Here is a 26106-nt window from a genome sequence, read left to right on the forward strand (position 1 = left end):
TTTGAGCAATGGTTTCAGTTGGTTTTTCACGATACATCTCCTTCCAGGTCCAGCACCGGCGCGGCGGGGCGCTTGGCGGCGGCTGGTTTTTTCTCGAACCGCTGCGCCAGGGTGCGCAGCAAAACATAGAACACGGGCGTCAGGAACAGGCCGAAGAAGGTCACGCCCAGCATGCCGGCAAACACGGCCACACCCATGGCATGGCGCATTTCCGAACCGGCGCCGTGCGAGAACACCAGCGGCACCACGCCCATGATGAAGGCGATCGACGTCATCAGGATAGGACGCAGACGCAGGCGGCACGCTTCCAGCGCCGCTTGCACGACGGTGCGGCCATGGTCTTCCAGTTCGCGGGCAAATTCGACGATCAGGATGGCATTTTTCGACGCCAGCCCCACCAGCACGAACAGCGCGATCTGGGTGAACACATTGTTGTCGCCACCGGTCAGTTTCACGCCCAGCAGTGCGCACAGGATCGACATCGGCACGATCAGGATCACGGCCAGCGGCAGGGTCCAGCTTTCGTACTGGGCGGCCAGCACCAGGAACACCAGCAGCACGCACAGCGGGAACACATAGATCATGGTGTTACCGGACAGGATGTCCTGGTAGGTCAGCTCGGTCCATTCATACGAAATCCCTTGCGGCAGCACTTCCTTGGCGATGCGTTCCAGCGCGGCTTGCGCCTGGCCACTCGATACACCCGGCGCGGCGCCGCCATTGAAGTCGGCTGCGGCGTAGGCGTTGTAGCGCTGCACGCGGTCCGGACCATAGCTGTCTTTTACGCGCATCAGGGACGACAGCGGGATCATCTCGCCCTTGTCGTTGCGCACCTTCAGCTGCGCGATGTCCTGCGCATGCGAACGGAACTCGGCATCGGCCTGCACGCGCACCTGGTAGGTACGGCCAAACTGGTTGAAGTCATTCACGTACAGCGAACCCAGATTGATCTGCAAGGTCTGGTAGATGGTGGCCAGCGGCACGCCCAATTGCTTGGCCTTGACGCGATCGACATCGGCGAACAGCTGCGGCACGTTGATCTGGTAACCGGAGAACACGCCCGCCAGTTCCGGCGTCTGGTAAGCCTTGCCGGCCAGCGCCTGGGTGGCGTTGTACAGCGCGTCGTAACCCAAATTGCCACGGTCTTCGATCATCATCTTGAAGCCGCCGATGGTGCCCAGGCCGTTGACCGGCGGTGGCGGGAACACCATGATAAAGGCGTCCTGGATACCGCCCAGGCGCTTGTTGATCTCGGCCGCGATGGCGCCACCGGACAATTCCCTGGTGGTGCGTTCGTCGAACGGTTTCAGGGTGGCGAACACGATCCCGGCGTTCGGCGCATTGGTGAAGTCATTGATCGACAGGCCCGGGAAGGCGATCGTCGATTCCACCCCAGGCACCGACTTGATGACGTCGGACATGCGGCGTACCACGTCTTCGGTGCGGTCCAGCGAGGCGGCGTCGGGCAGTTGCGCGAAGCCGACCAGGTATTGCTTGTCCTGGCCAGGCACGAAACCGGCCGGCACGGCCTTGAACACGAACACGGCGGCGATCACCAGCAGCACATATACGCCCAGCGAGGCGCTCTTGCGGCCCAGCACACCTTTCACGCCCGCTTCATAGCGGTGCGAAGCGCGGCCGAAGAAGCGGTTGAACCAGGCGAAGAAGCGGCCAAACACCTTGTCCATGCCGCGCGTCAGCGCGTCTTTCGGCGCATCGTGCGGCTTCAGCAGGGCTGCCGACAGGGCCGGCGCCAGGGTCAGCGAGCTGAATGCCGAAATCACGGTGGAAATGGCGATGGTCAGCGCGAACTGGCGGTAGAACTCGCCCGACAGGCCGGGCACGAAGGCGATCGGCACGAACACGGCGCACAGCACCAGGGCGATGGCGACGATCGGACCACTGACCTCTTTCATGGCCTGGATGGTGGCGTCGCGCGGCGACAGCCCTTCCTCGATATTGCGCTCGACGTTTTCCACCACCACGATGGCGTCATCGACGACGATACCGATCGCCAGCACCAGGCCGAACAGCGACAGGGTATTGATCGAAAAACCAAAGCCCAGCATCACGGCAAAGGTACCGACGATGGACACCGGCACGGCCAGCAGCGGAATGATGGAAGCGCGCCAGGTTTGCAGGAAGATGATCACCACCAGCACCACCAGGGCAATGGCTTCGAGCAGCGTATGGATCACGGCCTCGATCGACGAGCGCACGAACTGGGTCGGGTCGTACTCGATGCGGTATTCCACGCCTTGCGGGAAGTCTTTTTTCAGCTCGTCCATCTTGGCGCGCACGTCGGACGACAGTTGCAGCGCATTGGCGTTCGGTGCTTCGAAAATACCCATGCCGACGGCAGGATTATTGTTCAGCAAGGAGCGCAGCGAGTAGCTGTTGGCGCCCATTTCCACGCGCGCCACGTCTTTCAGTTGCGTCACCGCGCCGTCGGCATTGGTGCGCACGATGATGGCGCCGAATTCCTCGGGCGACTGCAAACGGCCCTGGGTATTGACGGTCAGCTGGAACGGCGAGTTTTTCGCTGGCGAAGCGCCGATCACACCGGCGGCCACCTGCACGTTCTGCTCGCGGATCGCGACGACGACATCATTGGCCGTCATGCCGCGCGCCGCCACTTTTTGCGGGTCGAGCCAGATGCGCATGGCGTAGTCGCCGGCGCCGAAGATCTGGATGTCGCCCATGCCGGGCAGGCGGGCCAGCTGGTCCTTGATATTGAGCACCGCGTAGTTACGCAGATACATGTCGTCATAGCGCTTGTTGGGCGAGACCAGGTGCACCACCATGGTCAGGTTGGGCGAGGACTTGACGGTCGTCACGCCGATCTGGCGCACTTCCTCGGGCAGGCGCGGCAAGGCGCGCTGCACGCGGTTCTGCACCTGGGTCTCGGCCTGCTCGACGTTGGTGCCGATCTTGAAGGTGATCGTCAGCATCATCGCGCCGTCGGAGGTGTTTTGCGAGGACATGTAAAGCATGTTCTCGACGCCGTTGATCTGTTCCTCCAGCGGCGCGGCGACGGTTTCGGCGATGACTTTCGGATTGGCGCCCGGATACTGCGCGCGCACCACCACCGATGGCGGCACGACGTCGGGGTATTCCGAGATCGGCAGGCCGAAGATCGACAGCATCCCGGCCACGAAAATGACAATCGACAGCACGGCCGCGAAGATCGGCTTGTCGATGAAAAAGCGTGAGAAGTTCATGGTTTATTCCTTGGAGGTCGATGCTGCCTTGGCTGCGTTGGCGGCAACCTTGGCGTCTTTTTCTGCCGGTTTTGCGGGAGCGGCTGGCGCCGTCGGATCGAAGTCCATCGCCACCAGCTGCGGCGTGACCGGGGCGCCGGGACGCACGCGCTGCAGGCCGTTGACGACGATCTTCTCGCCCGCTTTCAGGCCCTCGCGCACCACGCGCAGGCCATTGGCGTTCGGGCCCAGCTTGACGGCGCGGTATTCGGCCTTGTTGTCGGCGCCGACCACGTACACGTATTTGCGGCTCTGGTCGGTGCCGACGGCGCGGTCGCTGATCAGCAAGGCCGTGCCTTGCGCCTGCGGGCCGCTGCCGGTATCGAGCTGGATGCGGGCGAACAGGCCGGGCACCAGCATGCGGTCGGCGTTGGCAAAGGTGGCGCGCATGCGCACGCTGCCGGTGGCCGGATCGAGCTGGTTGTCGACGAATTCGAGCTTGCCTTCGTGCGGGAAGCCGCTCTCGTTGGCCAGGCCTACCTTGACGCTTACGGGGCCGCCCTTTTGCGACGTGCCGGCCACGCGCAGATAGGTGTCTTCGTCGCCGTCGAAGCTGGCGTAAATGCGGTCGGTCGACACCACGGACGTCAGGATGGCGGTGGCGTCGATCAGGTTGCCGACGGTGATTTCGGCTTTGGAGACGCGGCCGCTGATCGGCGCCTGCACCTGGGTGTACGACAGGTTCAGCCTGGCCGCTTCATACGAGGCCTGCGCTGCGCGCACATTGGCGTCGAGCTCTTTCAGGCCGGAGGCTTTTTCGTCGAGTTCGCGCTGCGGGATGGCTTTTTCGGCCAGCAGCTTTTCGGCGCGCGACAGCTCCAGCTTGGCCAGTTCGGCCTTGGCGCGGGCCGAGGCGGCGGCGCCTTCGGCGCGCGACACTTCAGCCTGGAACGGACGCGGATCGATGACGAACAGCACATCGCCTTTTTTCACTTCGCTGCCCGGCTTGAAGTTCACCGAAGTGATGAAGCCGCCGACGCGCGAGCGGATTTCAACGCGCTCGATCGCTTCCAGGCGGCCCGAGAACTCCTGGGTTTCCGTGATCTGCTTTTCAATCACGGCGGCGGTCGAGACCGGCGGGCCGCCGGCTGCGGGCGCGTCGGGCACCTTGCTGTTGGCCGAATCGCAGCCGGCCAGGCTGAACGCCACCAGGCCGGCGACGGCCAGTGAAGCGGCGAGCGGCTTGAGCAGCACAGAAATTTGTTGAACGTTTTTCATTTTATTTCCCTGTTTTATGAAAATTTCTAATGGTATGGGCGACAGGAAGCCACCCAGCTAGTCAAAGTGAATAAAGTTGCAATGGCGCCCGACGGCGCTCGGTCAAAGATAAAGGGGCCGCCTGCGTCAAAATAGCGGGCGGGGTCGACAAAGCCGGCTGTGCGAACGCACAGCGCAGACGAAAGAAGTGTTCAGGGAACTACACTACACAGTGTAACAACCAGAACTCAAAAAGTAAACCGTTAAGTGTAATTTTTTACGATGATCGGGATGGTGGTGTCATGAGGCGGGCTCCTTGCACAGGCCAGCGACAAAACTGGCAATTTCACCGAGCACTTGCACCTTGCACGCGCATTCATTGCGGGCGGTGGCGTCTTGCAGCGGCGCTGCGGGCATGCGCCGCACGGTGGTCTTGATGCCGCAGGCAATCAGCTTGCTGCCGTATTGTTCAGCCTCGTCGCGCAATGGGTCATCTTCGCTCGACACGATCAGCGCTGGCGGCAAATTTTTAAGCCGGCTCGACTGCAGCGGCGACGCATACGGATGGCTGCGGTCGGCGGCGTTCGGCAGGTAGCCGCGGTAGGCAGCGGCGCAGGCATCGGCCACTTCCACCAGTTCCGGGCAGGTGGGCAGCGAGCGCATCGAGCAGGTCGACAGGCCGGGGTCGAGCATGGGCATGATCAGCACCTGGCCAGCCAGTGCCGGGCCGCCACGGTCGCGCGACATCATGGCGCACACGGCGGCCAGGTTGGCGCCCGCTTCGATGCCCGATACCAGCATCTGCTGGCCAGTCCAGCCCAGCTTGGCCTTGTTCTTCTTGGCCCACACCAGCACAGCGTGCGCGTCTTCGACGGCGGCGGGAAATGGCCGTACGCTGGCCAGCGTATAGTTCGACGCCAGCACCACCTGGTCGGCATTGCCGAGCACCAGGCAGCGCAGGAAATCATCGGCGTCTTCCAGGTCGCCGTCATCAAAGCCGCCGCCGTGGAAAAACACGATCAGGCTGGACTTTTTCGCGCCCGGCACGCCGGCCGTATAGATGCGCGCCGCCAGCGGCCCCACTTCGCCCTGTACTTCGATGTCGCGTATCTTCAGCGACTCGGCAGGCGCGAGGCCGGCTGCGCTGGCGGGCGCATTCATTGCGCCACCACCGGCGCCACGGCCATGTCATTGACGCACAACAAGGTACCACCGACTTCATGGGTCAGCGCGCTGTAGCCGCTGGCCTCGGCTTGCGCCGCCTGCGAATACGCGTCCGAAAATACCATCGTCGCCAGAGCAAGCGAGCTCACAACGAGCGCAACAAATGCAAAGTTTCCGTTCCGATGACCCATGATTTTTCTCCTGTAACTATCAACCGCTGTTTCTGCAACGTCGTATTTATGCTGCAGTACAACAACTATATACTTGATCTAGAATCTGATAAAGTAGGCAATGATGAATTGATTGTTCAGTATTCCGAACAATGTGAAGAAAAGTGTCAGGAAATCAAGTGAACAAGCTACAAGCAATGGAAGTGTTCATCCAGGTGGTCGACGCGGGCAGCTTTACGCGCGCCGCCGAAAACATGCAGCTGCCGAAGGCGACCGTATCGACCCTGATCTCGTCGCTGGAAGCGAGCCTGTCGGTCAAACTGCTGAACCGCACCACGCGCCACGTCAGCATCACCTCGGACGGCGCCGCCTATTATGAACACTGCGTGCGCATCTTGTCGGACGTGCGTGAAGCGGAAGAGTCGCTGTCGCGCACGCGATTGAACCCCAGCGGACGCCTGCGGGTCGACGCGCCCACGGCACTGGCCAGTGAACTGCTGATCCCCGCCCTGCCCGACTTTTTCGCACGCTACCCGGACATCGTGCTCGAACTCGGGTGCAGCGACCGCCCCGTCGACCTGATCGAGGAAGGCGTGGACTGCGCCGTGCGCGGCGGCGAACTGGGCGACGTGAACCTGATCGCGCGCCGCGTCGGCGTGCTGCATTTCATCACCTGCGCCTCGCCCGCCTACCTGGCCCATTACGGCACGCCGCAACATCCGAACGAGCTGTCGCTCCACCGCGGCGTGAATTTTTTCTCGGCCAAGACCGGCCGCACCTTCGAGTGGGACTTTACGCGCGACGGCGAGCGCATACAGATCGCCATGCCCAGCAATATCGCCCTGAACGATTCGAACGCCTACTCCGCCGCCGGCCTGGCCGGCCTGGGCATCGTGCAAATGACGCATTTCATGCTTGCGCCCTTGATGGAACAAGGCAAAATGGTCGAATTGCTCAAGGAGTGGGAATCGGACCCGCTGCCGATTCACGTGATCTATCCGCCGAACCGCCACCTGTCGGCCAAGGTGCGCGTGTTTGTCGAATGGGTCGCCGACATGTTCAACAACCACCCGGCCACGCAAATGAAAACAAAATTTGCGCGCGCCGCCCAGACCGAGGCCCAGCCATGACCGCATCTCAGCACCCGCTACACTCATCACGACAACGCATCGTTTTTCTCGACCGCGACAGCCTGGTCGCCAAAGTGCGCGCACCGGCCTTTGCCCATGAATGGCACGAGCACGCGCACACCAAAGGCGGCGCGCAGACCGTCGAACGCTTGCGTGGCGCCAGCATCGCCATCACCAATAAAGTGCCGCTGCGTGAAGCCGAGCTGGCGCAATTGCCGGAGCTGAAAATGATCGCCGTGGCCGCCACCGGCACCGACATCATCGACCTGCCGGCCTGCCGCGCGCGCGGCATCGTGATCGCCAATATCCGCGACTATGCGCGCGCCACCGTGCCCGAACATACGCTGGCGCTGATGCTGGCCCTGCGCCGCCAGCTGGTCGCCTACCGTCTTGACGTCGAGGCCGGGCGGTGGCAGGCGTCGGAGCGCTTCTGCCTGTTCGGCCACCCGATCCGCGACCTGGCCGGCAGCCGCCTGGGCCTGCTGGGCTACGGCGCGCTGGGCAAGTCCGTGGCCCACCTGGCGCGCGCCTTCGGCATGCAAGTGGCCGTGCATAACCGTTCGCCGATCGAGGAAGACGGCGTGACCGAATTGTCGCTGCAAGAATTGCTGGCCACTGCCGATGTAGTGAGCCTGCACCTGCCCCTGACCGACAAGACGCGCAACATCATCGGCGCCAAAGAGCTGGCCAGCATGAAGCCGACGGCCCTCCTGATCAACACCGCGCGCGGCGGCCTGGTCGACGAAGCGGCGCTGGCCGCCGCGCTCACCAACGGCGTGATCGCCGGCGCCGGCTTTGACGTGCTCTCGAAAGAGCCGCCGCAAGCCGACAACCCGCTGCTGCAGCTGCGCCTGCCCAATTTCATCCTGACGCCGCATACGGCCTGGGCCAGCGGCGAGGCGATGCAGCTGCTGGCCGACATGCTGATCGCGAATGTGGAGGCATTCGCGCGCGGCGCGCCGGTGAATGTAGTCGCATAAGCCTCCCACGACGCCACTACGACGCCGCCGGGCTTTCAAACGAAAAGCCCGGTGCGTAGGCGTGATAGCCATCGAAGTCGCCCTTGCCGATCGGCGCGCCGCAGCTGCGCGCGATCGCGTACGCCATGCTGAAGTGGAAATAGAAATTCGGCAGGATATACAGGTGTAAAAACGCGTCGCCAGGCAGCGCGATATCGGCAAAACCGGCGCGGTCATGGCACAGGCGTTCGGCTGCGCCTTCGAACGCCGGTTCGGGGATCGCTTCCAGATACGCGATGGTGCGCGCGATCTGACGCTGCAAGCTGCCGCCATCGTTGAAACTGACCACCGCCCTGCCCGCCAGCGGACAGCCGCCGCGCAGCGCAAAGCTGATCGCCGCATTGACCTGGGCGACAAACGGCAGCATGTCGGGATGCAGGCGTGCTTGCAATATTTGCGGCTGGGAAGCGAGCTGGTCCAGCATGGCGGACAAGCGGCGCAGAGCAGGGCAAAAAATGGCAATCGGCAGCATGGTCATCGTCTCGCTCCTGTCATGAAATTAAAGGCAACCTTGCCGCTGGCGCGCCGACGGTCACGATAAAACAGCAGCCTTTGCCATCGATACCGTCGGCCAGTTCCACGCTGCCATGCAGGCGCTTCGCGGCCTCGCGCACGATGGCCAGGCCCAGGCCGGCGCCTGGCGCCGCGTGACCGCTGCCGCGGTAAAAACGTTCGAACACCAGTGAGCGCTGGCCGGCGGCGATGCCGGGCCCGTCGTCAGCCACCGACAGCCGGAAGCCGCCGGCCAGCGCCAGCAATTCCAGCCGCAGCTGCCCCTGTCGCGGCACATAGGCCAGCGCGTTGTTGACCAGGTTGTGGATGATGGTCTGGAAGGCATGCGTGTCGAGCGCATGGCAGAGCGTGTCGGGCGCATCGAGCGACAGTTCGATCTCGCGCGCAAAGGCCAGCGGCGCCAGCGACGCCAGCTCCTGGCGCAGCAACTGCGCCACGTCATGCTGCGCCGGCGCCAGCGCAGCCGGGCGGTCCATTTGCGCCAGGTCCAGCAATTGCCGGATCAAATGCGAGGCGCGGGCAATCGCCTGCATCAGGCTGTGCCCGGCCTGCGCGCGCTGCGGCGCGTCGACCGCCATGGCCAGCACATGGGCCTGCGCCGACAGCACCGCCATCGGTGTGCGCAGCTCATGCGCGGCATCCTGCACGAAGCCATGCTCGCGTTCGACCTTGTTGCGCAACTGGGCCAGCAACTGCTCCAGCGCGTCCGTCAGCGGCCTCAGTTCAGCGTAACGGGGCGTGACGCCGAGCGGCGACAGGTCGTCGGCATCCCTGGCGGCGATCTGCGCCGACAATCGGTGCAGCGGCCGCAGGCCACGCGAGACGGCAAACCATAGCGGCAGCAGCACGAACGGCAAGGCTATCAGCATGTCGATGGTCAGGCCGCCGCTCATGGTCGATGCGATCCACCACGGATCGAGCACCGGCACCGCCACGGTCAGCGTCCAGCGCGCACTGTGGCCGCGATACAGGCGCAGGCGCTGACCATCGACAAGGCCATCGCTGATGCTACCGTCCACGCCATGCAGCGTGGCTTGCCCAGCTTCGGGCGACAGGAACAAACGCCCGCCCTGCGCATCGGCCAGCTCCATCAGCACGGCGCCGGGCGCCTGCAGCTTGCGGTAGCCATCATTGACCAGCGTGGCCGTGGCGGCGACCACCGCGCGCGCCTCGCCCGGCGTGGCGATGGGGGCGATCGACGCCAGCAGGCTGCTGCCCAGGCCTTGCAGGTTCTGGTCCAGCGCCTGCGTGTCGGTCGCCTTGTAGAGCTGGCGCACCATCAGCACCAGCCACACCAGCAGAAACGCAAGCACCATGGCCAGCATCACGCGCCGCACCAAGGTTGGCCGCAGCAGGCGCTTCATGCGTTAAACAGGTAGCCGATGCCGCGCACGGTGCGGATGCGCGCGGCGCCGATCTTGCGCCGCAGGTTCGACATGTGCACTTCCACCGCGCCAAAGTCGAGCGCGTCGCCCAGCGGTTCGAGCCGCTGCGCCAGCACCCCCTTGGGCACCACCACGCCCGGCTCGCGCGCCAGCGCCAGCATCAGGTGAAACTCGCGCGGCGACAATTCCAGCGCCACCCCGTCGAGCCTGGCCGCATAGCTGCGCGGCTCGATCTGCAGCGTGCCGAAAGTCCACACTTCGCTGGCCTGGCGCGCATAGCGGCGCAGCACGGCGCGCACGCGCGACAGCAATTCGGCGGTCTCGAAAGGCTTGACGACAAAATCGTCGGCGCCGCCATCAAGGCCGGCCAGGCGGTCCGCCAGCGCGGAGCGCGCCGTCATGATAATGATGGGCACCGTGACGCCGGCACGGCGCCAGCGCGCCAGCAAGTCCTGGCCGGCGCCATCGGGCAGCGACAGGTCGAGCAGCACGCAGTCGGCCTCGATGCAGGACGGCAGCGGCAGATCGGCAATGCGGCGCAGCCACTGGCTGCTGACACCTTCTACCCTGAGCGCCTGCTGCAGGCCGGCGCCGAGATCGAGGTCGTCTTCTATGATCAGGATATGCATGCAGGAAGTATAAGGCCGGCAAGCTTAAGCTTGGCCAAAGATTGCGGCAAATACAATGGCACCAGTCCGTTTTCTTGCCACTTCCCCGGCCTGGACGGCCCTTTTCATACAAGGTGAAAACATGCACAAAGCTATCAGATACGGAGCGATGCCGGCGCTGCTGCTGTGTTTTTCGTTCGCGACGGCCAGCCAGGCCGATCCTGGCGTGCCGGTGGTGGAGGTACAGGCTGCGGCCACCGGGCGCGATCAAAAATCGTATCGCGACATGGTCGCCGGCATGCAGGTATTCGAACAGCAGCGCGCCCTGGCGCCGGGCGCCGCCTTGCGCTTCAAGGTGCTGCCGCGCCAGGCAGGCGTGGCCATGGACGGGCTGGCCCTGCAGCTTGCCGGAGAACACACCCAGCTGCCGATCGCGCTGGCGGCGGACCACACGTTTGTGCTGCCGATGGACGCCGGTGCGGCCGGCGACAATGCCAGCGTGCGCTCCAACCGCAAGGAAAAAAGCCTGGCCTGGCGCGCCGATATCCGCAGTCCCGGCCTGCCGCAGGACACCCGCCGCCTGGGAGATCTGCTGCTCGAATGCAAGGTCGCCATGGCCGCCGACCTGCTCGCCTACGTCCATCATCCCATCAACATGCTGGTCGTCAAGCTGGCAGATCCTTGCAGCAGCTTGCCGATCAATCTGTTTTATTTCGCCGACCGGCCCCTGTTCAGCATCACCCTGATCGACGGTCAACGGCGCAGCGTATTGCCGGCGGCCATGCTGCACGGCACCGATTCCCCCCTGATGGCCAGCCATGAGGACTGGCCATACCTGCGCGACCGCGTCTATACGGTCAAGTTCAAATTGCTGTATGGGAAAGGCTGGAGCGACGACACCTTGCTGCGCTTCGACTATATGGACGATGACCTGGCCACTACCGCGCAGGCGGTGCAACCATGAGGGGCGGCACGCACCTGGCGGCCTTGCTGGCACTGGCCACGGCATTGAGTGGCTGCGCTTCAACCGGCAATGGCAAGCTGCCGACCCTGACGCCAGCGCGGGCGGCGCAGGACATCATTCCGGGAAAGTCGACCAGGGCCGATATCGAAGCCGCATTCGGCAAGGCCGCCATCACCACCTACGCCGATGGCCACGAAGTGTGGCTGTATCAGCTGGGCCTGGCCAAACTGGTCGATTCCCTGCCTTATGTAAATCTGGTGCTCAACAGCGCGGACAACAAAAAGGAGTTGTCGATTCTGTTCAACCGGGCCGGTATCGTGAAAAAATACCAGTTGATGGAGGAGCCGCTGTAGTCGCGCCAGCGCCGGAGCTCGCATCAATCCTGTCTTGCCTTGCGCCACAAGCCAAACTCTTTCATCGCGGCTAGCACCGGCAACTGCGGGAGGAAGGACTGTATACCTACACCGATAATTAGTCGCTAGAGAACAGCCGACTACGTATCAGCGCTTCCAGATTGCGGCTGGTATGAGCAACCATATGAATATAGATAATTTCTTCCTGTGACCGCTCAATGATAATACGGTTCTGTCCAGCCAAAAGTTGACGATGCGAGGTCAAGTGCAGGTCTTCCAGCTCTGGAATGTAACTACCTTTATTGTTCCACTCTTTCAGAGAACTGACCTGCTCAAGTATCTCCTGCGTCACCTGTTTAGCAAACGCGGGAGATACACTGACTTGCAAGTGCTGGCGAATGTCCTGCAAATCGTTCAGGGCATACCGGGTCCAAATGATTTTCATTTGTGTGATCAGCGGTCTTCAGCTTCCAGAAGAGCGACAACATCATCATGATCAAGTACCTTGCCTTCCTCGATCTGCTTGCGTCCAAGAGCCAGGATACGGAGCATGGCAATTTGATCTTGCGTCTTTTGATAACTGACGGGGTCCTGGACAATGGCTTGTACTCTGCCGTTGACCGTAATGGCGACTGGATCATGCGTTTCCAGAACCAGTTTGACCACATCGCTAGTGTTCGTCTTCAGGTAGCTAATTGGTTGTATGTTTGAAAAATTCATCTCATCCTCCTCAGGCTGTCGTCCAATCATAGCACCAGCAAACTAAATTAAGCGCCAAATTTAGTCATTTATCAGTTATTTTTGTAACTTTGCCACTGTGCATCACCCGGCCATGCCTGCCCAAAAACTCCCACATCACCTCATTGGCATCGATGCTGCTTGAAGTCTTGCCGATCGGCAGTCCGACATTGAAAGCATCGGCGCCGGGCCAGGTATGGCCGCCACCTTCGATGGTGACCAGGGCCACGCTGTGCTTGCCGTTGCCGTGCTCCAGCATGCTCGCTTTCAGGTCGTCGCTTGTGGACGCGGGCAGCAGGCGCGGCTGCGGCGCATGCGCTGCGATGCCGTTGACCTTGGCCCAATAACGCAAGGTGACGTCAGCCGACAGATAGCCGCCGGCCTTGCCCTCATACAGCACCACCTGGTCGGCCGTGCCGTGTATCAGCAGCATGCCGACCTGCTCCGGTTTGCCGTGATGCGCGACCACCGGTTCCGGCATCGGCGCCCCTACCGAGGCCACGGCCGCAAAATGCTGTGGCAGTTCGGCCGCCAGGCGCAGGGCAAAGAAGCCGCCGCGCGACAGGCCGGTGGCATAGACGCGCCTGGCGTCGATACGGTAATCCTGTTTCAGCTTGGCCAGCATGGCTTGCGTGAAGCCGACGTCATCCGTACCGGTCAGATAATCCATGCCGAAGCCCACGTTCCAGTCCTGCTTGATGCCCTGCGGGTAGACCACGATAAAACCATGGCGGTCGGCGGCCCGGTTCATCTGCGTGTACAGCATCTGCTCGGCCATGGTCATGCCGCCACCATGGAAATTGAACACGACGGGAAACGCCTGCTGCGGTGCGCTGTGATAGGCCGGCGGCGTATAGACGATATAGCGGCGCTTGACGTCCTGGTGCTGCAGGGTTTGTACCTGAGCCAGGGCCGGCAGGCAAGTGGCGAGCAGGAGCAACAGGCTGACGATGATTTTCATGATGGATTCTCCGTAAGTAAGGTGCGGCCAGCATACGGAGGGCGAGGTGAAATCGCGGTGAAATCGGGCGGCTTTATGCGGCCATGACGGGAACGATATCGACGCGGTAGTCCGCCGTGCCCGGATGAAAACGGATTTCCCATTGCATCACCTGCGCCAGGCGCGCCAGCAGCAGCTGGCCATGCGAAAAACCCTGCACGCGCACGGCCTGCCCGACCGGCACGGTATTGTGGATGGAGAGGCAGCCATGCTCGAAGGAAATGGTCAACTGGCAGGCGGGGCCGCCGTGGAACAGGGCATTGCCCAGGCAATTGTTCAGCAACAGATTGACCAGCTGGCCATGGCCCCGCACCGGCAGGCGCTGTGGCAAGTCCAGCGCCAGCAGGCTGGCGTCCCAGCCATGTTCTTCTAGCAGGCGCAGCAGACATTGTTCGATGCAGCCGCGCAGCTCCACCGTTTCAAACGGGATCTGCTCGGCGCGCGCCAGCGCGAACAGCAGCTCGACGGTATTGCCCAGCTCATCGACACCCTGTTGCAGCTGGGCCTGTTCAAGCGCCTGCAGTGGATGCTCTGCCGCCAGCATCAAGGTATTGCGCATCAAGGTCAGCGGCGTGCGCAATTCGTGGCTGACATCGCGGGCAAACGCCTGTTCGCGCCGCAAGGCCGTTTGCAATTCGGTAAACGTGCTTTCCAGCCGGCGCGCCAGGAAGCCGATTTCGTCCGGCCGGCCGCGTGCGCTGAACTGCGGCGGATGACCAGGCAGCAAGGCTTGCGCCTCTTGCGCCAGTGTTTGCAAGGGCAGCACCAGCCGCCGCGCCAGCAGCCAGGCCAGCAGCAACGCCAGGCCGACCAGCGCCAGCGCGACACCGATCAGTACGCCGCCCACCTCGCGCACCAGGCGCGACACCACCAGGATGGGCGCCACGTCGGCCAGCAGATACCAGCGCTCGGGCCGACCTGCCTGCTGCAGATCGAGCGCCAGCACATGATAATGCTGGCCCGTGCCGGTAAAGACCTCGGCGCGCGGGGCGGACGGGGAAAATTGCTGCCGCACCGGCGCGGGCAAGTCGCTGTACTGGCGGTAGACGGTGATCAGGTCGCTGCCTGACGCGGCAGCTGGCAAGCGCGTCCTGATCGCAGCGGCCTCGCGTTCGAGCAGGCGCTGCACCAGCATGTCTTCGGTGACATAGGAAATCACCACCGCCAGCCCGGTATAGCACAGGCACAGCAGCACGGCAAAGCCGGCCAGGGCCGCGAACAGGCCACGCCGTATGGTCGCGGCCATCACTGCCCTGCCCGGCTGTCAAGCTCGATGGCCAGCCGATAGCCCAGCTGCGGTATCGTCACCAGCAGGCCTGCGCCACCGGCCGCGTCGAGCTGCTTGCGCAGGGCATAGATATGCGACTTCAGGGCGTCGCTGTCCGGCGGCTCGCTGCCCCACAGGTGGGCGATCAGGGCCGAGCGCGAGACGGCGTGCGGATGCTCGCGGCACAGCAGCAGCAAGATCTTGAAACCGATCTGGGTCAGCGCCAGTGGCGCCTCGCCATACCGGGCGCGGCCTTCGCGCGTCAGCAACAGCAGCGGGCCGACGCGCATTTCCTGGTGCACGTGCAACTGGCGGCGCCTTGCCAGCGCCTCGCAGCGCAGGGCCAGCTCGCGCAAGTCGAACGGCTTGGTCAGGTAGTCGTCGGCGCCGTCGTTGAAGCCGCGCGCCTTGTCTTCATAGGCGTCGCGCGCCGTCAGCATCAGCACCGGCACATTGCTGGGCGCACCGGCCTTGATGGCGCGGCACACCTGCAAGCCATCGATATCGGGCAGGTTCAGGTCCAGCAGCACCACGTCATAGAGATTACCGGTGGCCAGTTGCACGCCCAGCGCGCCGGTGGCGGCATGGTCGCACTGCCAGCCCAGGCCGTCGAAAAACGTGGCGACTTGGCGCGCGATGCCGGCGTGGTCTTCGATCAGCAGCAGGTTCAGCCTTGTCACGTTGCTGCGCGCCGCGCTTCCCAATCGCGCCGCAGCAAGCCATACAGCGCCGAATCGCTGACCTGGCCGCCGACGATCCAGCGCTCGGGCAGATAGCCTTCCTGCTTGAAACCGAGGCGCAGCAAGGCGTTGGCCGAGCCGATGTTCAAGGGGTCGATATCGGCTTCCAGACGGTTCAGGTCGCGCTCCACGAACGCGTATTCCAGCAGCGCGCTCAAGGCTTCGTGCATATAGCCCTGGCCCCAGTACAGGCGCGCCAGCGCATAGCCCATCTCGGCGCGGCGGTTCTGCGCGTGCAGCGAAAACAGGGTGCAACTGCCGAGGTAGTCGCCGCTGTCTTTCAAGGTGATGGCGAAGCGGAAGAACTCTTCTTTTTCGAAGGCGGCGCTGTCGTCAGCGATCTGCCGCGCGGCGCGTTGCGGGTCCTGCCAGGGCAGTTCGCTGAAGTAGCGCATGACTTCCGGATCAGCGTGCATGGTTTGCAGCGCGGCCGCGTCCGAGGGTTGCGGCGGGCGCAAGATGAGTCTGGCGGTGGTGATGGTTTTGGTATAGGCCATGCGATTCCATTCAAGTCAGGCAGGTTCGGGATTCAGCGTGGAACAGCGTGCTCGCTTACAGCATGCGCTGCCCCTGCTGGTACAGCAGCGTGCGCACGGTTTCCACATTGTCATTGCTGACCAGGAAAAAACTCTGCAACTCGTCAAACGGCGTGACCGCCACCAGGGTCCAGCCCTGCGGCTGCAATTGCTGGCGGAACCAGGCCAGCACGCCAATGCTGAAGTCGTCGCTGGCAAACACCTCGCGCTGCTGTTTGCCGTTCGGTGCGCTGACCGACAAGCCCAGCTCGTGCACTGCGCAGGCATCGCGCACGGCCTGCGTGCCGATCTCCGGCCACGCTTTCCACTCCCACTCGCCGGCCGGCAGCAGCATCGCCTGCAAGCGTGACAGCTCTTCATCGGTCAGCGCGCGCTTGTCCTGGAACTGGCGGATCTGCCCGACCAGCCGCGCCAGGCGCTCGGCCAGGTCGGCCTCGGCGTCGGCGTCGAAGTCGGCCACGCCGTCCTCGTTTTCCACCACCACATCGAAGCGCGGCGGCACACTGGCCGCTACCGGCGTCAGCTTGTAGGTGGTGTAGTCGGTAAAATCGGTCGAGATCGACAATACACCATCTTCCCACTCGTGCACGGTCTGGTCGTCTTCATCGTAAAAGGTGGTGCAGGCTTGCGCGGGATCGGCCAGTCCGATCAAAAAGGCGGCGTGCGCGGCATAAGCTTCTTGTGGCATGGGGTCTCCGCTTCAACTGTGATGTACAGGACGAATCTTATTATTCCATGCAACTATAATGGCGTGGCAAGTTATTTTACTGATACTGACGGATGGATGCATGGCCTTTTTCTTGCGTGATTACCAGGTATTCCTGCTGCTGGCCGCGCCCGATGCGCCGGGCTTGTGGACTGAAGACGAATGGACGCTGTTTGCCGGCGAAGTCGACCCCATCGTGGCCCAGGCGCGCGGCAAGGGCGCCGTGCGCAGCATTCAATACAATGCGGCCGGCAAGCCGATTGCGTTTGGCCGCATCGGCTGGGACGCCAGGGGCCATGCCAAATGGACGCACACGCCGGCAGGCACAGACGCGCGTTTCATGAGCGTGGAAGCGTGGGCGCCGGCCTGGAGCACCTGCGAAAAAGACGACCAGGCGCCCGACCTGTTCATCAGCCTCATCAATGAAGAGCAACTGAACAGCGCCGGCAAGCCGCTGCTGTTCGGCCAGCGCATGGTCGTTGCCATCGCCACCGACATGGAGCCTGAGGCGGCCGCCACCGTGCGCGCGGCCATGGCGCGGCTGGCGGCGCGCCAGCGCGCTGCCGTCTTCGCCCACGTCAGCCGGCGCTGGGGCAAATGGCAGCCAGGCGGCTTTTCAAGCGCCATCCAGGATCTGCTGTTGACGGATCTGTTCAAGCCGGGCAATCCGCACGAGCGCGCGCTTGACGCCGCCACGTTCAAGGGACGCTGGGAAATGCTGGCACCGGCGGTTTAAAACGTCCCCGGCAGCAAGATCTTCCGGTCCACCTGCTGCAGGTCGCGCAGGCCGCAAAACGCCATGGTCAGGTCCAGCTCGTTGCGCAGGATGTCCAGGCATTTGGTGACGCCCGGGCGGCCCATGGCGCCCAGGCCGTACAGGAAAGGCCGGCCGATATACACGCCGCGCGCGCCCAGCGCCACCGCTTTCAATACATCCTGGCCCGAGCGGATGCCGCCGTCCATATGCACCTCGATTTGCGCGCCCACAGCATCGACAATCGCCGGCAAGGCTTCGATCGACGATTGCGCGCCGTCGAGCTGGCGCCCGCCATGGTTGGAGACGATCAGCGCATCGGCGCCGCTGGCCACCGCCAGGCGCGCGTCTTCCGCGTCCATGATGCCTTTGATGACCAGCTTGCCACCCCAGCGCCGCTTGATCCACTCCACGTCGGCCCACGACAGGCTCAGGTCGAACTGCTGCTGGGTCCACGCCGACAGCGACGACATGTCGGATACCGAGGTGGCGTGGCCGACGATATTGCCGAAACCGCGCCGTTTTGTGCCCAGCATGCCGGCCACCCAGCGCGGCTTGGTGGCCATGTTGATGATATTGGGAATCGTCAGTTTCGGCGGTGCCGACAGGCCGTTGCGCAAATCCTTGTGGCGCTGGCCCAGCACCTGCAAGTCCAGCGTGAGCACCAGCGCGCCGCAACTGGCGGCCTTGGCACGGTCGATCAGGCGATTGATGAATTCGCGGTCCTTCATCACGTAGAGCTGGAACCAGAACGGTTTCGTCGTATTGGCCGCCACGTCCTCGATCGAGCAGATGCTCATGGTCGACAGGGTGAACGGCACGCCGAACTGCTCGGCCGCCTGCGCCGCCAGGATTTCGCCATCGGCATGCTGCATGCCGGTCAGCCCGGTGGGCGACAGGGCCACCGGCATGCTGACGTGCTGGCCGGCCATGGTCGAGGCCAGGCTGCGGTTTTCCAGATTGACGGCGACGCGCTGGCGAAACTTGATCTTCGCAAAGTCGCTTTGATTGGCGCGGTAGGTCGACTCGGTCCACGACCCAGAATCGGCGTAGTCGTAGAACATGCGCGGCACTCTTTTTTGCGCCAGCACGCGCAGGTCTTCGATGCAGGTAATCATGGTCATGCGTTTCCTCGTCGATGGCAAGTCGAACCATGATCCTGCATTTGACGATGATTGTCTATCTGTCAGGCAAGCCCCCGAACCGTGACGATCATGATTTTGCTCACCAGTTGCGCGCGCCGAGGATTTTTTCACCCAATTCGCTCAAGCCAGCTTGCGGATAGTGCAGCTTTTCCTTTTCCAGCGGGTCGCCGGGAAAGGCATAGCCTTGCGGCGCGCTGCGCTCGCGCCAGCTTTGCACGCGCCAGTCGCGCAGGGCTTGATTGCTTTCCTGGGCCGGCGTAAACGAGATGTATTGCGCCAGGCGTACCTTGTCGGCCGAGGTATTCGGGCGGATGCCATGCGCCAGCAAGCTGTTAAAGATCAGCAATTCGCCCTTCTTCATGGCGATGAATTCCATCGGATACGGTACCGTGTCCAGGTCCGGCCGCCACGGATTGCGGTCTTTCGGCGCCTGCGCGCGCCAGGCCAGCAGATTGTTGAACAGTTGCGGATAGCACTGGAAGCCGCCGCTTTCCGGCGAGGTGTCGGACAGCGCCAGCACGCCCTGCACGTTGACCGGCAGCGGATCGAGCGTGGTGTCGGCATCCCAGTGGATAAAGCCGCCGAACTTGCGCTTGCCAATGTTGGGCGTGTTCAGGTTGGCGCGGTCGATGGTCACCCACAGGTCCTCGCGGTCCCAGATATCGACAAAGGCGTCGTACACGCGCCGGGTCTGGCGGTTGTTCCACAGGGTCTGGTGGTGATACGCCTCGACCATGCCCGAACCGTTGAGTTCCTTCATCGCGTGGTCGCGCAGCTGATCCTGGTTCCAGGTGGCCGGGTCATGCTGATCCAGGCCCTGGAAATCCCACAGAAAATCCGTGGTGGCCTGCACTTGCTCCGGGCTGACGGCATCCCTGACGATCACGTAGCCACAGGTTTGCCAGTGCAAAAAGTCCTGTTCGGACAGCACGCGCAGCGGCAGCTGCTTTTGAATATCGCGCAATTGCGCCTGTTCGCGATAGGCCACCGAAGGGTTGCCCGGGCGCTCGTCGCCATACTGGTAGCGGTCTTGCATTGCTGTCTCCTGTGTGCGGTTGTTGTGAGACAGATTGTGCGGTCTGACCACGCGCGCAACTATGCCGGCAGTCACCAATACTGATACTATCCTGATCATGCCAGCCCACAGAACGTCGCAATGACACCTTTATATGAACAAGTGACGATACCGGCCGGCCAGTCCTGGGGCCTGCTGTGGCGCGAACTCGACACCATTCCATTTATCTGGCACTACCATCCGCAGTTCGAGCTGACCCTGACGGTGAACGCGCGCGGCCAGCGCTATATCGGCGACCATCTGGGCGATTTCGAGCCGGGTGACCTGGTGCTGGTAGGCCCGAACCTGCCGCATACCTGGTCGGCCAGCGAGCGCATCGATGAAACGCGGCCCATGCTGGCGGTGGTGGTGTGGTTTTCGCTGGAATGGATCGCGCAGCTGGCCAGCGTGCTGCCGGAACTGCATGGCTTGCGGCAACTGGTGCAACGGGCCGGGCCGGCGCTGCAATTTACAGCCGAGGTGGCCGCGCGCAGCGCCACCCTGCTGCTGCAACTGCAAGCCATGCCGCAGCCACAGCGCTTGCCGCTGCTGCTCAATGTGCTGCTGGAGCTGGCTGGCGATGTGCAGGCGCAGCCGCTGGCGTCCGGCGCGCGCAAGCTGATCGCGGCCGACGGCCGGCAGAAGCGCATGGCGGCCGTGCTTGATCATATGCATCAACATTTTCGGGAAGACATCGCTGTCGAGGACCTGGCACAGCGGGCCGCCCTGTCGCCAGGTGCGTTTCACCGCTTTTTCAAGCGCCACGCGCTGTGCACGCCCAGCGCCTACCTGGCGCGGCTGCGCATCGGCCGCGCTTGCCAGCAGCTGATCCAGACGCAGCACGGCGTGGCCGCCATCGCGCAGGAAGCAGGCTACCGCAACCTGGCCCATTTCAACCGGCAATTTCGCGCCGACAAGCAGATGACGCCGCGCGCGTTTCGGCAACAATACCGCGACGGTGGAAGAAAAACGGCGCCACAATAGAAAAAGGGGATCAGATTATACAATCTGATCCCCGATATTCTGGTGCGGCTGGCAGGAATTGAACCCACGACCCCTTGGTTCGTAGCCAAGTACTCTATCCAGCTGAGCTACAGCCGCAAAACTTACTCTTCACCATACTGCATGAAGTCACAACCTTCAACCCGAACCTGGAACAACAGGTCCCGGATAATACTGGTGCGGCTGGCAGGAATTGAACCCACGACCCCTTGGTTCGTAGCCAAGTACTCTATCCAGCTGAGCTACAGCCGCAAAACTTACTCTTCACCCTAACGCATGAAGTCACAACTTGTTCCATCACCGGACGAACGCCGGTGATCGGCAATACTGGTGCGGCTGGCAGGAATTGAACCCACGACCCCTTGGTTCGTAGCCAAGTACTCTATCCAGCTGAGCTACAGCCGCAAAACTGCTTGCACTTCACTCACGAAGCTTGAAACTTTCTACTGCAAAACCAGAAAAAATCTGATTTTTAAAATTCTGGTGCGGCTGGCAGGAATTGAACCCACGACCCCTTGGTTCGTAGCCAAGTACTCTATCCAGCTGAGCTACAGCCGCGCAGGCAAACATTATAGCGTATTCGTTTCGCTTTGAAAAGTTCGATTTTTCAATCGCTTAGCCAGGTTTTGCAAAGTACCGCACTGCAAGCCCAAGTTCTTTTCTGACCTGAAACGTTGACGCCTTCGCACTGGAGTTTTCCGCTTTCACGGAAGCTTTCCGGCGCTTCGAGAAGTTGCTACCTCGAAAGAAGCGGGATTATAGGGACTGCATCCCGGCCTGTCCAGTGCTATCTGTACCAGCCTGGCAAATCACCGCTGCGTCCGGGTTGACGGGATGTCCACAGCATTGAAGATATGGCAAGGCCAAGCGTGTGCAGGCCTGGGCGGGCTTGGGGATACAATGACGGCGAGACAGACAGAAGTTGGCCCTGTAAAACCACATGATCGCTCCCATCATGATCCATTCAATGAATTCAGCGACGGCACTACGCCTCGCCTGCCCCACAAGGCGCAGGATGGAGCGAGATGCCCTGGCACACAGGATTTCCGATGGTTAAGCATGACCTCAAGCAAAACCTGCCCCCTCCTCCTGCGCCGCTGAGCCTGTCCGATGCCGGTATCGCCACGGTACTTGAAGGCATTACCGACGGTTTCAGCGTACTCGACGCCAACTGGACCATCCGCTATATCAATGCGCGTGGCGCCGAACTGCTGGCGCCGCAGCACAGCAATGGCAGCGCGGCGCTGGCTGGCAGCAACCTGTGGCAGGCCTGCCCCGACATGCTGGGCACGGAACTTGAAACACAGTACCGGCGCGCCATGGCGTCGCAGCAAAGCTGCAGTTTCGAGCTGCTGCACGCACCGCTGGGCCGCTGGCTGGAAGTGCGCATCTTTGCCGGCGCCGATGGGCTGACCACCCATATTCACGATATCAGCCAGCGCAAGGCCGCCGAAGAAAGCTTGCGCCAGAGCGAGGAAGACCTGCGCGCGCTGGCCGACTCCATCCCGCAACTGGCGTGGATCGCCAATTTCGACGGCACCATGGCCTGGTACAACCAGCGCTGGCACGACTATACGGGCACCAGCCCTGAAGAGATGGCCGGCGAAGGCTGGGATACGGCCTACGATCCGCAGTATTTGCCACAGATGCTGGCCGGCTGGAAGGCCGCATTGCATAACGGCACGCCATTCGAAATGGAGTTCCCCATCCGCGGCAGCGACGGGCGCTACCGCTGGTTCCTCACGCGCGCCAACCCCGTGCACCGCGGCGGGCAATTGCTGCGCTGGTTCGGCACCAGCACCGATGTTGACGAAGTCAAACATGTGGAAGAGGCGCTGCGCGATGAAACGCGGGTGCTCGAATTGCTCAACAGCACAGGCACGACCCTGGCCGGCACGCTTGACCTGCCGTCCCTGCTGCAAGAGACGGTCGACGCCGCCACGCGCATCAGCGGCGCGCGCTTCGGCGCCTTTTATTACGATGCCGAACACGAGGCCGATGCCGCAGGCTATGAGCCGCTGCTGAAGGTGGCGCAGGCCGTCAATGGCCTCACGGCGCGCCAGGCCGCGGCGATTGCCCCCGATTTGCGCACGGGCCAGGCCATGCGCCACAACGATTTGCAGACGGCGCCGGACGACGGCGACGGCGACCAGGAAGACGCGCCGGTGCTGCGCAGCTGCCTGAGCCTGCCCGTGCGCTCACGCTCGGGCCAGTTGCTGGGCCGGCTGCTGCTGGGCCATCCGCAGCCGGGCATGTTCAGCCAGCGCAGCGAACGCATCGTGGCGGCCATCGCGGCCCAGGCCGCTGTCGCACTCGACAATACCCGCCTGTACGTGGAGGCGCGGCGCGCCGCCGAAGAGCGCAAGGTGCTGCTCGACAGCGAACGCGAGGCGCGTGCCGAAGCCGAGCGCACGAACCAGCTGAAAGACGAGTTTCTGACCACCCTGTCGCACGAATTGCGCACGCCCTTGTCGGCCATCCTCGGCTGGGCCCAGGTGTTGCGGCGCGGCACGCGCGACCAGGCCGACCTGCACCGCGGGCTGAACAGCATCGAGCGCAACGCGCGCGCGCAGGCGCAATTGATCGAAGACCTGCTCGACATGAGCCGCATCACGTCCGACAAGGTGCTGCTGGACATGCAGACCATCGTGCCGGCCACCGTGATTGCGTCGGCCATCGACACCCTGCGCCCGGCGCTGGACGCCAAGCACATCATCTTGCATACGCGGATCGCCGCCAATGCCGGCACCATGACAGGCGACCCGGGCCGCATGCAGCAGGTCGTCTGGAATCTGTTGTCGAATGCGCTCAAATTCACGCCCCAGGGCGGCCAGGTCGATATCGATGTGGTGCGCGAGGGCACGCGCCTGGTGCTGACCATTGCCGACAACGGCATGGGCATCCGTGCCGACTTCCTGCCCCATGTATTCGACCGTTTCCGCCAGGCAGATGCCTCGACCACACGCAAGCATGGCGGCCTGGGCCTGGGCCTGGCCATCGTCAAGCACCTGGTGGAACAGCACGGCGGCACGGTCGCCGCCAGCAGCCCCGGCGAGATGCAGGGCGCCACGTTTACCGTGCGCCTGCCGGCCGACAGCCCGGCGCTGGCGCCGCGCCGGGAGCCGGCCGAACCACGCGACCTGGCCGGCATCAAGGTGCTGGTGGTCGATGACGAGGCCGATGCGCGCGAGCTGGCCGAACGTATCCTGCGCGACGCCCACGCCGACGTGGCCAGCGCCGCCAGCGCCGCGGAAGCCTTGCGCCTGCTGGCCGGCGCCCCGCCCGATATCCTGGTCAGCGACATCGGCATGCCCGATACCGACGGCTTCGAGCTGCTGGCCCAGCTGCGCGAGCGCGGTGGCGACCTGCCGGCGCTGGCGCTGACGGCGTTTGCCCGGCCCGAGGACCACCAGCGTGCGCTCGACAGCGGCTTCCAGGCCTATCTGGTCAAGCCGCTTGACCCGGCCGCCTTGCTGGCGGCAGTCGCCGGGCTGGTCATGCCGGCCGCTGAAAAAGTGGAGCAAAAGCCATAAAAACAGAGCCGCAAAAATGATGTGAAGAAACAAATAATTCAGATTAAAAATGTATGAATTTGGTTTAGACTTCCTACTTCCAGACGCGGCTCTGTCCTACAAGCAACTTCAAACCTGTTTGCTACACTAAAATGAATAGCAACAGCTCTCCACAAGCAGAGGCGCAGAGGCGCGCCACCTTGCCAGGCAGGGTCGAACCGGACTGATACGCTTTCGTGCGCCCTATCTTGATGCAAGCGGTTACTATCGTCGCGCTCCTCTGCTGGCCGCTGTCGCCGCGGACGATGGCTGCGATGACTTTACAGAATTCACCGGGACACCCCATGCCAAGCCAAGATGAAATTTTGAAAGCGAAGATTTTGGTCGTCGATGACTCACCGGACAATGTCGACCTGATGCTCGAAATACTGCGCGACGCCGGCTACAGCAACGTCACGGCCACCATGCGCCCTGCCCAGGTCTGCCCGCTGCACCTTGAACACTGTTACGACCTGATCCTGCTCGACTTGCAGATGCCCGAACTCAATGGCTTCCAGGTCATGAAAGGCCTGAAGGAGATCGAACAGGGCGGCTACCTGCCCGTGCTGGCACTGACGGCGCAGCCCAGTTTCAAGATTGCCGCCCTGGAAGCGGGTGCGCGCGACTTCATCAGCAAACCGTTCGACCTGATGGAAGTGCACAAGCGCATCCACAACATGCTCGAAGTGCGCCTGCTGTACAAGGAACTGGCGCAATACAGCAAGCAGCAGCAGGAACTGGCGCTGCACGACCCGCTCACAGGACTGCCCAACCGCCGCCTGCTGGAAGACCGCATCGAACACACCTTGCAGCATTCGGCCAGGGTGCGCGGCAAATCGGCCATCCTGTATCTCGATCTGGACGGTTTCAAGGCCATCAACGACAGCTATGGCCACGCCTACGGTGACGAAATCCTGAAACTGGTGGCCGCGCGCCTGGTCAACGCCTCGCGCAAGGAAGACACGGTGGCGCGCATCGGCGGCGACGAGTTCGTCATTGTGCTGGGCAACCTGGCCGGCAAGGGCGACGCGCGCGAGCCGGCCGCCAAGCTGATCGAAGTCATTTCCGAGCCGTATTTCATCAACGACCTGACCCTGCGCCTGTCGACCAGCATCGGCATCAGCATCTACCCCGATGACGCCACCACCGTCGACGCGCTGCTGAGCGCGGCCGATACGGCGCTGTACGAAGCGAAGCGGGCCGGCAAGAACCGCTATTGCTGTGCGCCGCATGACGTGGCCGCGGCGCAGGTGAGCCAGCATGGCATCACTTCGATCGCCTGAGACCGTCGTTTCCATGAAAAACCGGGATGCCGCTGTGACGCGGCATCCCGGTTTTTTTTATTGCCGCAAGCGCGCTTTATCTGGCTTTCTTGCCCGCCGCTTCCTCATGCTTGCCAGCATGCTGGTGATCGCTGGTGGCGTTGACTTTTTCAGGCGCCACTTCGATGCGCGTAATGCCGGCGTCAACGGAAATCGGGTCGCTGGCAGGGAACGTCATTTCGACGGCGTCGTCGAGCAGCTCCTCCTTGGCCTTTTCTTCGACCGTCATGCCCTCTTCGTCGGCCAGGATGGCCAGCGCACTGGCCCATTTGACAAAGTTCAGGTTGGCCAGCTCACGCACCGTAGTCACGCCGAAAGCCTGCTGCAGCGCCTTGGCGTCCTTGGCGCTGACGCCGCGCAGGGCGCTGATGGGCGCGTTGACGATGTCGCGAAAGCTTTTGGCACAGTATTCCTGGTCAACAATGGTATCGATATTCATGGCTAGTCCTTTCGTTTGGTGGGGGCCGGTCCTGCACCCGAGCCGCAATGGCGGCAATTGCCGCATCTGCTGCATGGCTTGCGCACAGG

General features: G+C 62.9%; 25 protein-coding genes and 4 tRNA genes. 8 read left to right on the top strand and 21 right to left on the bottom strand.

Going from position 1 to position 26106, the window contains the following annotated elements:
• Positions 1-26: 26 nt before the first annotated feature.
• The 4 genes from ASR47_RS15465 to ASR47_RS27450 form a co-directional block, all read right to left on the bottom strand.
• The gene (locus tag ASR47_RS15465; protein WP_065308689.1) at positions 27-3221 is read right to left on the bottom strand and encodes an efflux RND transporter permease subunit; all 3195 of its coding nucleotides are present in this window, start codon (positions 3219-3221) and stop codon (positions 27-29) included.
• Positions 3222-3224: 3 nt separating this feature from the next.
• Complete coding sequence (locus ASR47_RS15470; protein WP_065308690.1) at positions 3225-4478, bottom strand: efflux RND transporter periplasmic adaptor subunit; 1254 nt, start codon at positions 4476-4478, stop codon at positions 3225-3227.
• A 279-nt stretch (positions 4479-4757) separates the two neighbouring features.
• Positions 4758-5618, bottom strand: coding sequence for an alpha/beta hydrolase (locus ASR47_RS15475; RefSeq protein WP_065308691.1), 861 nt, complete (start codon positions 5616-5618; stop codon positions 4758-4760).
• Positions 5615-5770 carry a hypothetical protein gene (locus tag ASR47_RS27450; RefSeq protein ID WP_171898958.1) on the bottom strand — a complete coding sequence of 52 codons (156 nt, stop codon included), beginning with the start codon at positions 5768-5770 and terminating at the stop codon, positions 5615-5617. The genes ASR47_RS15475 and ASR47_RS27450 overlap by 4 nt, the downstream gene beginning before the upstream one ends.
• A 200-nt stretch (positions 5771-5970) precedes the next feature.
• On the opposite strand from ASR47_RS27450, the gene ASR47_RS15480 reads away from it, so the two are divergent.
• Complete coding sequence (locus tag ASR47_RS15480; protein WP_065308692.1) at positions 5971-6921, top strand: LysR family transcriptional regulator; 951 nt, start codon at positions 5971-5973, stop codon at positions 6919-6921.
• Positions 6918-7901 (top strand): D-2-hydroxyacid dehydrogenase, encoded by a 984-nt coding sequence (locus ASR47_RS15485; protein ID WP_065308693.1) that lies wholly within the window; start codon positions 6918-6920, stop codon positions 7899-7901. Before ASR47_RS15480 ends, ASR47_RS15485 begins: the two co-directional genes overlap by 4 nt.
• Before the next feature lie 16 nt (positions 7902-7917).
• Here ASR47_RS15485 and ASR47_RS15490 read toward each other — a convergent pair whose 3' ends face one another.
• Genes ASR47_RS15490 through ASR47_RS15500 form a run of 3 tightly spaced genes read right to left on the bottom strand, consistent with a single transcriptional unit; the run spans position 7918 to position 10467 of the window.
• Positions 7918-8418, bottom strand: coding sequence for a DUF1993 family protein (locus ASR47_RS15490; protein WP_245714368.1), 501 nt, complete (start codon positions 8416-8418; stop codon positions 7918-7920).
• A gap of 13 nt (positions 8419-8431) precedes the next feature.
• The gene (locus tag ASR47_RS15495) at positions 8432-9817 is read right to left on the bottom strand and encodes an ATP-binding protein (RefSeq protein ID WP_065308694.1); all 1386 of its coding nucleotides are present in this window, start codon (positions 9815-9817) and stop codon (positions 8432-8434) included.
• A complete protein-coding gene (locus ASR47_RS15500) occupies positions 9814-10467 on the bottom strand; it encodes a response regulator (RefSeq protein ID WP_065308695.1) in 654 nt (217 codons plus the stop codon). Before ASR47_RS15500 ends, ASR47_RS15495 begins: the two co-directional genes overlap by 4 nt.
• 121 nt (positions 10468-10588) lie before the next feature.
• Between ASR47_RS15500 and ASR47_RS15505 the strand changes: the two genes are divergently transcribed.
• Together ASR47_RS15505 and ASR47_RS15510 are read left to right on the top strand one after the other, a co-directional pair.
• Positions 10589-11410: a hypothetical protein gene (locus ASR47_RS15505; RefSeq protein WP_150127824.1), complete on the top strand. Its 822-nt coding sequence runs from the start codon at positions 10589-10591 to the stop codon at positions 11408-11410.
• Complete coding sequence (locus ASR47_RS15510; RefSeq protein WP_065308697.1) at positions 11407-11763, top strand: hypothetical protein; 357 nt, start codon at positions 11407-11409, stop codon at positions 11761-11763. Before ASR47_RS15505 ends, ASR47_RS15510 begins: the two co-directional genes overlap by 4 nt.
• Before the next feature lie 118 nt (positions 11764-11881).
• On the opposite strand, the gene ASR47_RS15515 is transcribed toward ASR47_RS15510, so the two are convergent.
• The 7 genes from ASR47_RS15515 to ASR47_RS15545 form a co-directional block, all read right to left on the bottom strand.
• On the bottom strand, positions 11882-12208 hold the full coding sequence (locus ASR47_RS15515; protein ID WP_065308698.1) for a type II toxin-antitoxin system RelE/ParE family toxin: 327 nt from the start codon (positions 12206-12208) through the stop codon (positions 11882-11884).
• Between the two features lie 8 nt (positions 12209-12216).
• Positions 12217-12483 (bottom strand): type II toxin-antitoxin system Phd/YefM family antitoxin, encoded by a 267-nt coding sequence (locus ASR47_RS15520; RefSeq protein WP_065308912.1) that lies wholly within the window; start codon positions 12481-12483, stop codon positions 12217-12219.
• Positions 12484-12547: 64 nt separating this feature from the next.
• On the bottom strand, positions 12548-13462 hold the full coding sequence (locus ASR47_RS15525) for an extracellular catalytic domain type 1 short-chain-length polyhydroxyalkanoate depolymerase (protein ID WP_065308699.1): 915 nt from the start codon (positions 13460-13462) through the stop codon (positions 12548-12550).
• Positions 13463-13535: 73 nt separating this feature from the next.
• A complete protein-coding gene (locus ASR47_RS15530; RefSeq protein WP_065308700.1) occupies positions 13536-14747 on the bottom strand; it encodes a sensor histidine kinase in 1212 nt (403 codons plus the stop codon).
• Positions 14747-15448 carry a response regulator transcription factor gene (locus tag ASR47_RS15535; protein WP_065308913.1) on the bottom strand — a complete coding sequence of 234 codons (702 nt, stop codon included), beginning with the start codon at positions 15446-15448 and terminating at the stop codon, positions 14747-14749. The genes ASR47_RS15530 and ASR47_RS15535 overlap by 1 nt, the downstream gene beginning before the upstream one ends.
• Positions 15445-16005: a GNAT family N-acetyltransferase gene (locus ASR47_RS15540; protein ID WP_065308701.1), complete on the bottom strand. Its 561-nt coding sequence runs from the start codon at positions 16003-16005 to the stop codon at positions 15445-15447. Before ASR47_RS15540 ends, ASR47_RS15535 begins: the two co-directional genes overlap by 4 nt.
• Positions 16006-16060: 55 nt before the next feature.
• Complete coding sequence (locus ASR47_RS15545; protein WP_065308702.1) at positions 16061-16732, bottom strand: hypothetical protein; 672 nt, start codon at positions 16730-16732, stop codon at positions 16061-16063.
• A 100-nt stretch (positions 16733-16832) separates the two neighbouring features.
• Between ASR47_RS15545 and ASR47_RS15550 the strand changes: the two genes are divergently transcribed.
• The gene (locus ASR47_RS15550) at positions 16833-17486 is read left to right on the top strand and encodes a hypothetical protein (protein WP_150127825.1); all 654 of its coding nucleotides are present in this window, start codon (positions 16833-16835) and stop codon (positions 17484-17486) included.
• Here ASR47_RS15550 and ASR47_RS15555 read toward each other — a convergent pair.
• Positions 17483-18628: an alpha-hydroxy acid oxidase gene (locus ASR47_RS15555; RefSeq protein WP_065308704.1), complete on the bottom strand. Its 1146-nt coding sequence runs from the start codon at positions 18626-18628 to the stop codon at positions 17483-17485. The genes ASR47_RS15550 and ASR47_RS15555 overlap by 4 nt on opposite strands.
• A gap of 100 nt (positions 18629-18728) precedes the next feature.
• Entirely contained in the window at positions 18729-19685 is a 957-nt protein-coding gene (locus ASR47_RS15560) for a phytanoyl-CoA dioxygenase family protein (protein WP_065308705.1), read from the bottom strand.
• A gap of 120 nt (positions 19686-19805) precedes the next feature.
• Here ASR47_RS15560 and ASR47_RS15565 point away from each other — a divergent pair, with 120 nt between their 5' ends.
• Positions 19806-20687, top strand: coding sequence for a helix-turn-helix domain-containing protein (locus ASR47_RS15565; protein ID WP_065308706.1), 882 nt, complete (start codon positions 19806-19808; stop codon positions 20685-20687).
• Positions 20688-20727: 40 nt separating this feature from the next.
• Here ASR47_RS15565 and ASR47_RS15570 read toward each other — a convergent pair.
• The 4 genes from ASR47_RS15570 to ASR47_RS15585 form a co-directional block, all read right to left on the bottom strand.
• Positions 20728-20804, bottom strand: a tRNA-Arg gene (locus ASR47_RS15570).
• A gap of 76 nt (positions 20805-20880) precedes the next feature.
• Positions 20881-20957, bottom strand: a tRNA-Arg gene (locus tag ASR47_RS15575).
• Positions 20958-21033: 76 nt separating this feature from the next.
• Positions 21034-21110, bottom strand: a tRNA-Arg gene (locus ASR47_RS15580).
• A 76-nt stretch (positions 21111-21186) separates the two neighbouring features.
• A tRNA-Arg gene (locus ASR47_RS15585) sits at positions 21187-21263 on the bottom strand.
• Between the two features lie 491 nt (positions 21264-21754).
• Here ASR47_RS15585 and ASR47_RS15590 point away from each other — a divergent pair.
• Together ASR47_RS15590 and ASR47_RS15595 are read left to right on the top strand one after the other, a co-directional pair.
• Positions 21755-24238 (top strand): hybrid sensor histidine kinase/response regulator, encoded by a 2484-nt coding sequence (locus tag ASR47_RS15590; protein WP_065308707.1) that lies wholly within the window; start codon positions 21755-21757, stop codon positions 24236-24238.
• 323 nt (positions 24239-24561) lie between these two features.
• Positions 24562-25539, top strand: a complete 978-nt coding sequence (locus tag ASR47_RS15595) for a GGDEF domain-containing response regulator (protein ID WP_065308708.1) — start codon at positions 24562-24564, stop codon at positions 25537-25539.
• Positions 25540-25615: 76 nt separating this feature from the next.
• Here ASR47_RS15595 and ASR47_RS15600 read toward each other — a convergent pair whose 3' ends face one another.
• Positions 25616-26017 carry a hypothetical protein gene (locus ASR47_RS15600; RefSeq protein ID WP_065308709.1) on the bottom strand — a complete coding sequence of 134 codons (402 nt, stop codon included), beginning with the start codon at positions 26015-26017 and terminating at the stop codon, positions 25616-25618.
• Between the last annotated feature and the right edge of the window lie 89 nt (positions 26018-26106).

Source organism: Janthinobacterium psychrotolerans (assembly GCF_001677885.1).
In the GTDB taxonomy this organism is placed as follows: Bacteria; Pseudomonadota; Gammaproteobacteria; order Burkholderiales; family Burkholderiaceae_D; genus Janthinobacterium; species Janthinobacterium psychrotolerans.

Excerpts from the sequence above, each read along its gene's own strand:
- ASR47_RS15465 (WP_065308689.1), bottom strand. The coding sequence starts at position 3,221 with ATGAACTTCTCACGCTTTTTCATCGACAAGCCGATCTTCGCGGCCGTG.
- ASR47_RS15470 (WP_065308690.1), bottom strand. The coding sequence starts at position 4,478 with ATGAAAAACGTTCAACAAATTTCTGTGCTGCTCAAGCCGCTCGCCGCT.
- ASR47_RS15475 (WP_065308691.1), bottom strand. The coding sequence starts at position 5,618 with ATGAATGCGCCCGCCAGCGCAGCCGGCCTCGCGCCTGCCGAGTCGCTG.
- ASR47_RS15485 (WP_065308693.1), top strand. The coding sequence starts at position 6,918 with ATGACCGCATCTCAGCACCCGCTACACTCATCACGACAACGCATCGTT.
- ASR47_RS15490 (WP_245714368.1), bottom strand. The coding sequence starts at position 8,418 with ATGACCATGCTGCCGATTGCCATTTTTTGCCCTGCTCTGCGCCGCTTG.
- ASR47_RS15495 (WP_065308694.1), bottom strand. The coding sequence starts at position 9,817 with ATGAAGCGCCTGCTGCGGCCAACCTTGGTGCGGCGCGTGATGCTGGCC.
- ASR47_RS15500 (WP_065308695.1), bottom strand. The coding sequence starts at position 10,467 with ATGCATATCCTGATCATAGAAGACGACCTCGATCTCGGCGCCGGCCTG.
- ASR47_RS15505 (WP_150127824.1), top strand. The coding sequence starts at position 10,589 with ATGCACAAAGCTATCAGATACGGAGCGATGCCGGCGCTGCTGCTGTGT.
- ASR47_RS15510 (WP_065308697.1), top strand. The coding sequence starts at position 11,407 with ATGAGGGGCGGCACGCACCTGGCGGCCTTGCTGGCACTGGCCACGGCA.
- ASR47_RS15515 (WP_065308698.1), bottom strand. The coding sequence starts at position 12,208 with ATGAAAATCATTTGGACCCGGTATGCCCTGAACGATTTGCAGGACATT.
- ASR47_RS15520 (WP_065308912.1), bottom strand. The coding sequence starts at position 12,483 with ATGAATTTTTCAAACATACAACCAATTAGCTACCTGAAGACGAACACT.
- ASR47_RS15525 (WP_065308699.1), bottom strand. The coding sequence starts at position 13,462 with ATGAAAATCATCGTCAGCCTGTTGCTCCTGCTCGCCACTTGCCTGCCG.
- ASR47_RS15530 (WP_065308700.1), bottom strand. The coding sequence starts at position 14,747 with ATGGCCGCGACCATACGGCGTGGCCTGTTCGCGGCCCTGGCCGGCTTT.
- ASR47_RS15540 (WP_065308701.1), bottom strand. The coding sequence starts at position 16,005 with ATGGCCTATACCAAAACCATCACCACCGCCAGACTCATCTTGCGCCCG.
- ASR47_RS15545 (WP_065308702.1), bottom strand. The coding sequence starts at position 16,732 with ATGCCACAAGAAGCTTATGCCGCGCACGCCGCCTTTTTGATCGGACTG.
- ASR47_RS15550 (WP_150127825.1), top strand. The coding sequence starts at position 16,833 with ATGGCCTTTTTCTTGCGTGATTACCAGGTATTCCTGCTGCTGGCCGCG.
- ASR47_RS15555 (WP_065308704.1), bottom strand. The coding sequence starts at position 18,628 with ATGACCATGATTACCTGCATCGAAGACCTGCGCGTGCTGGCGCAAAAA.
- ASR47_RS15560 (WP_065308705.1), bottom strand. The coding sequence starts at position 19,685 with ATGCAAGACCGCTACCAGTATGGCGACGAGCGCCCGGGCAACCCTTCG.
- ASR47_RS15565 (WP_065308706.1), top strand. The coding sequence starts at position 19,806 with ATGACACCTTTATATGAACAAGTGACGATACCGGCCGGCCAGTCCTGG.
- ASR47_RS15590 (WP_065308707.1), top strand. The coding sequence starts at position 21,755 with ATGGTTAAGCATGACCTCAAGCAAAACCTGCCCCCTCCTCCTGCGCCG.
- ASR47_RS15595 (WP_065308708.1), top strand. The coding sequence starts at position 24,562 with ATGCCAAGCCAAGATGAAATTTTGAAAGCGAAGATTTTGGTCGTCGAT.
- ASR47_RS15600 (WP_065308709.1), bottom strand. The coding sequence starts at position 26,017 with ATGAATATCGATACCATTGTTGACCAGGAATACTGTGCCAAAAGCTTT.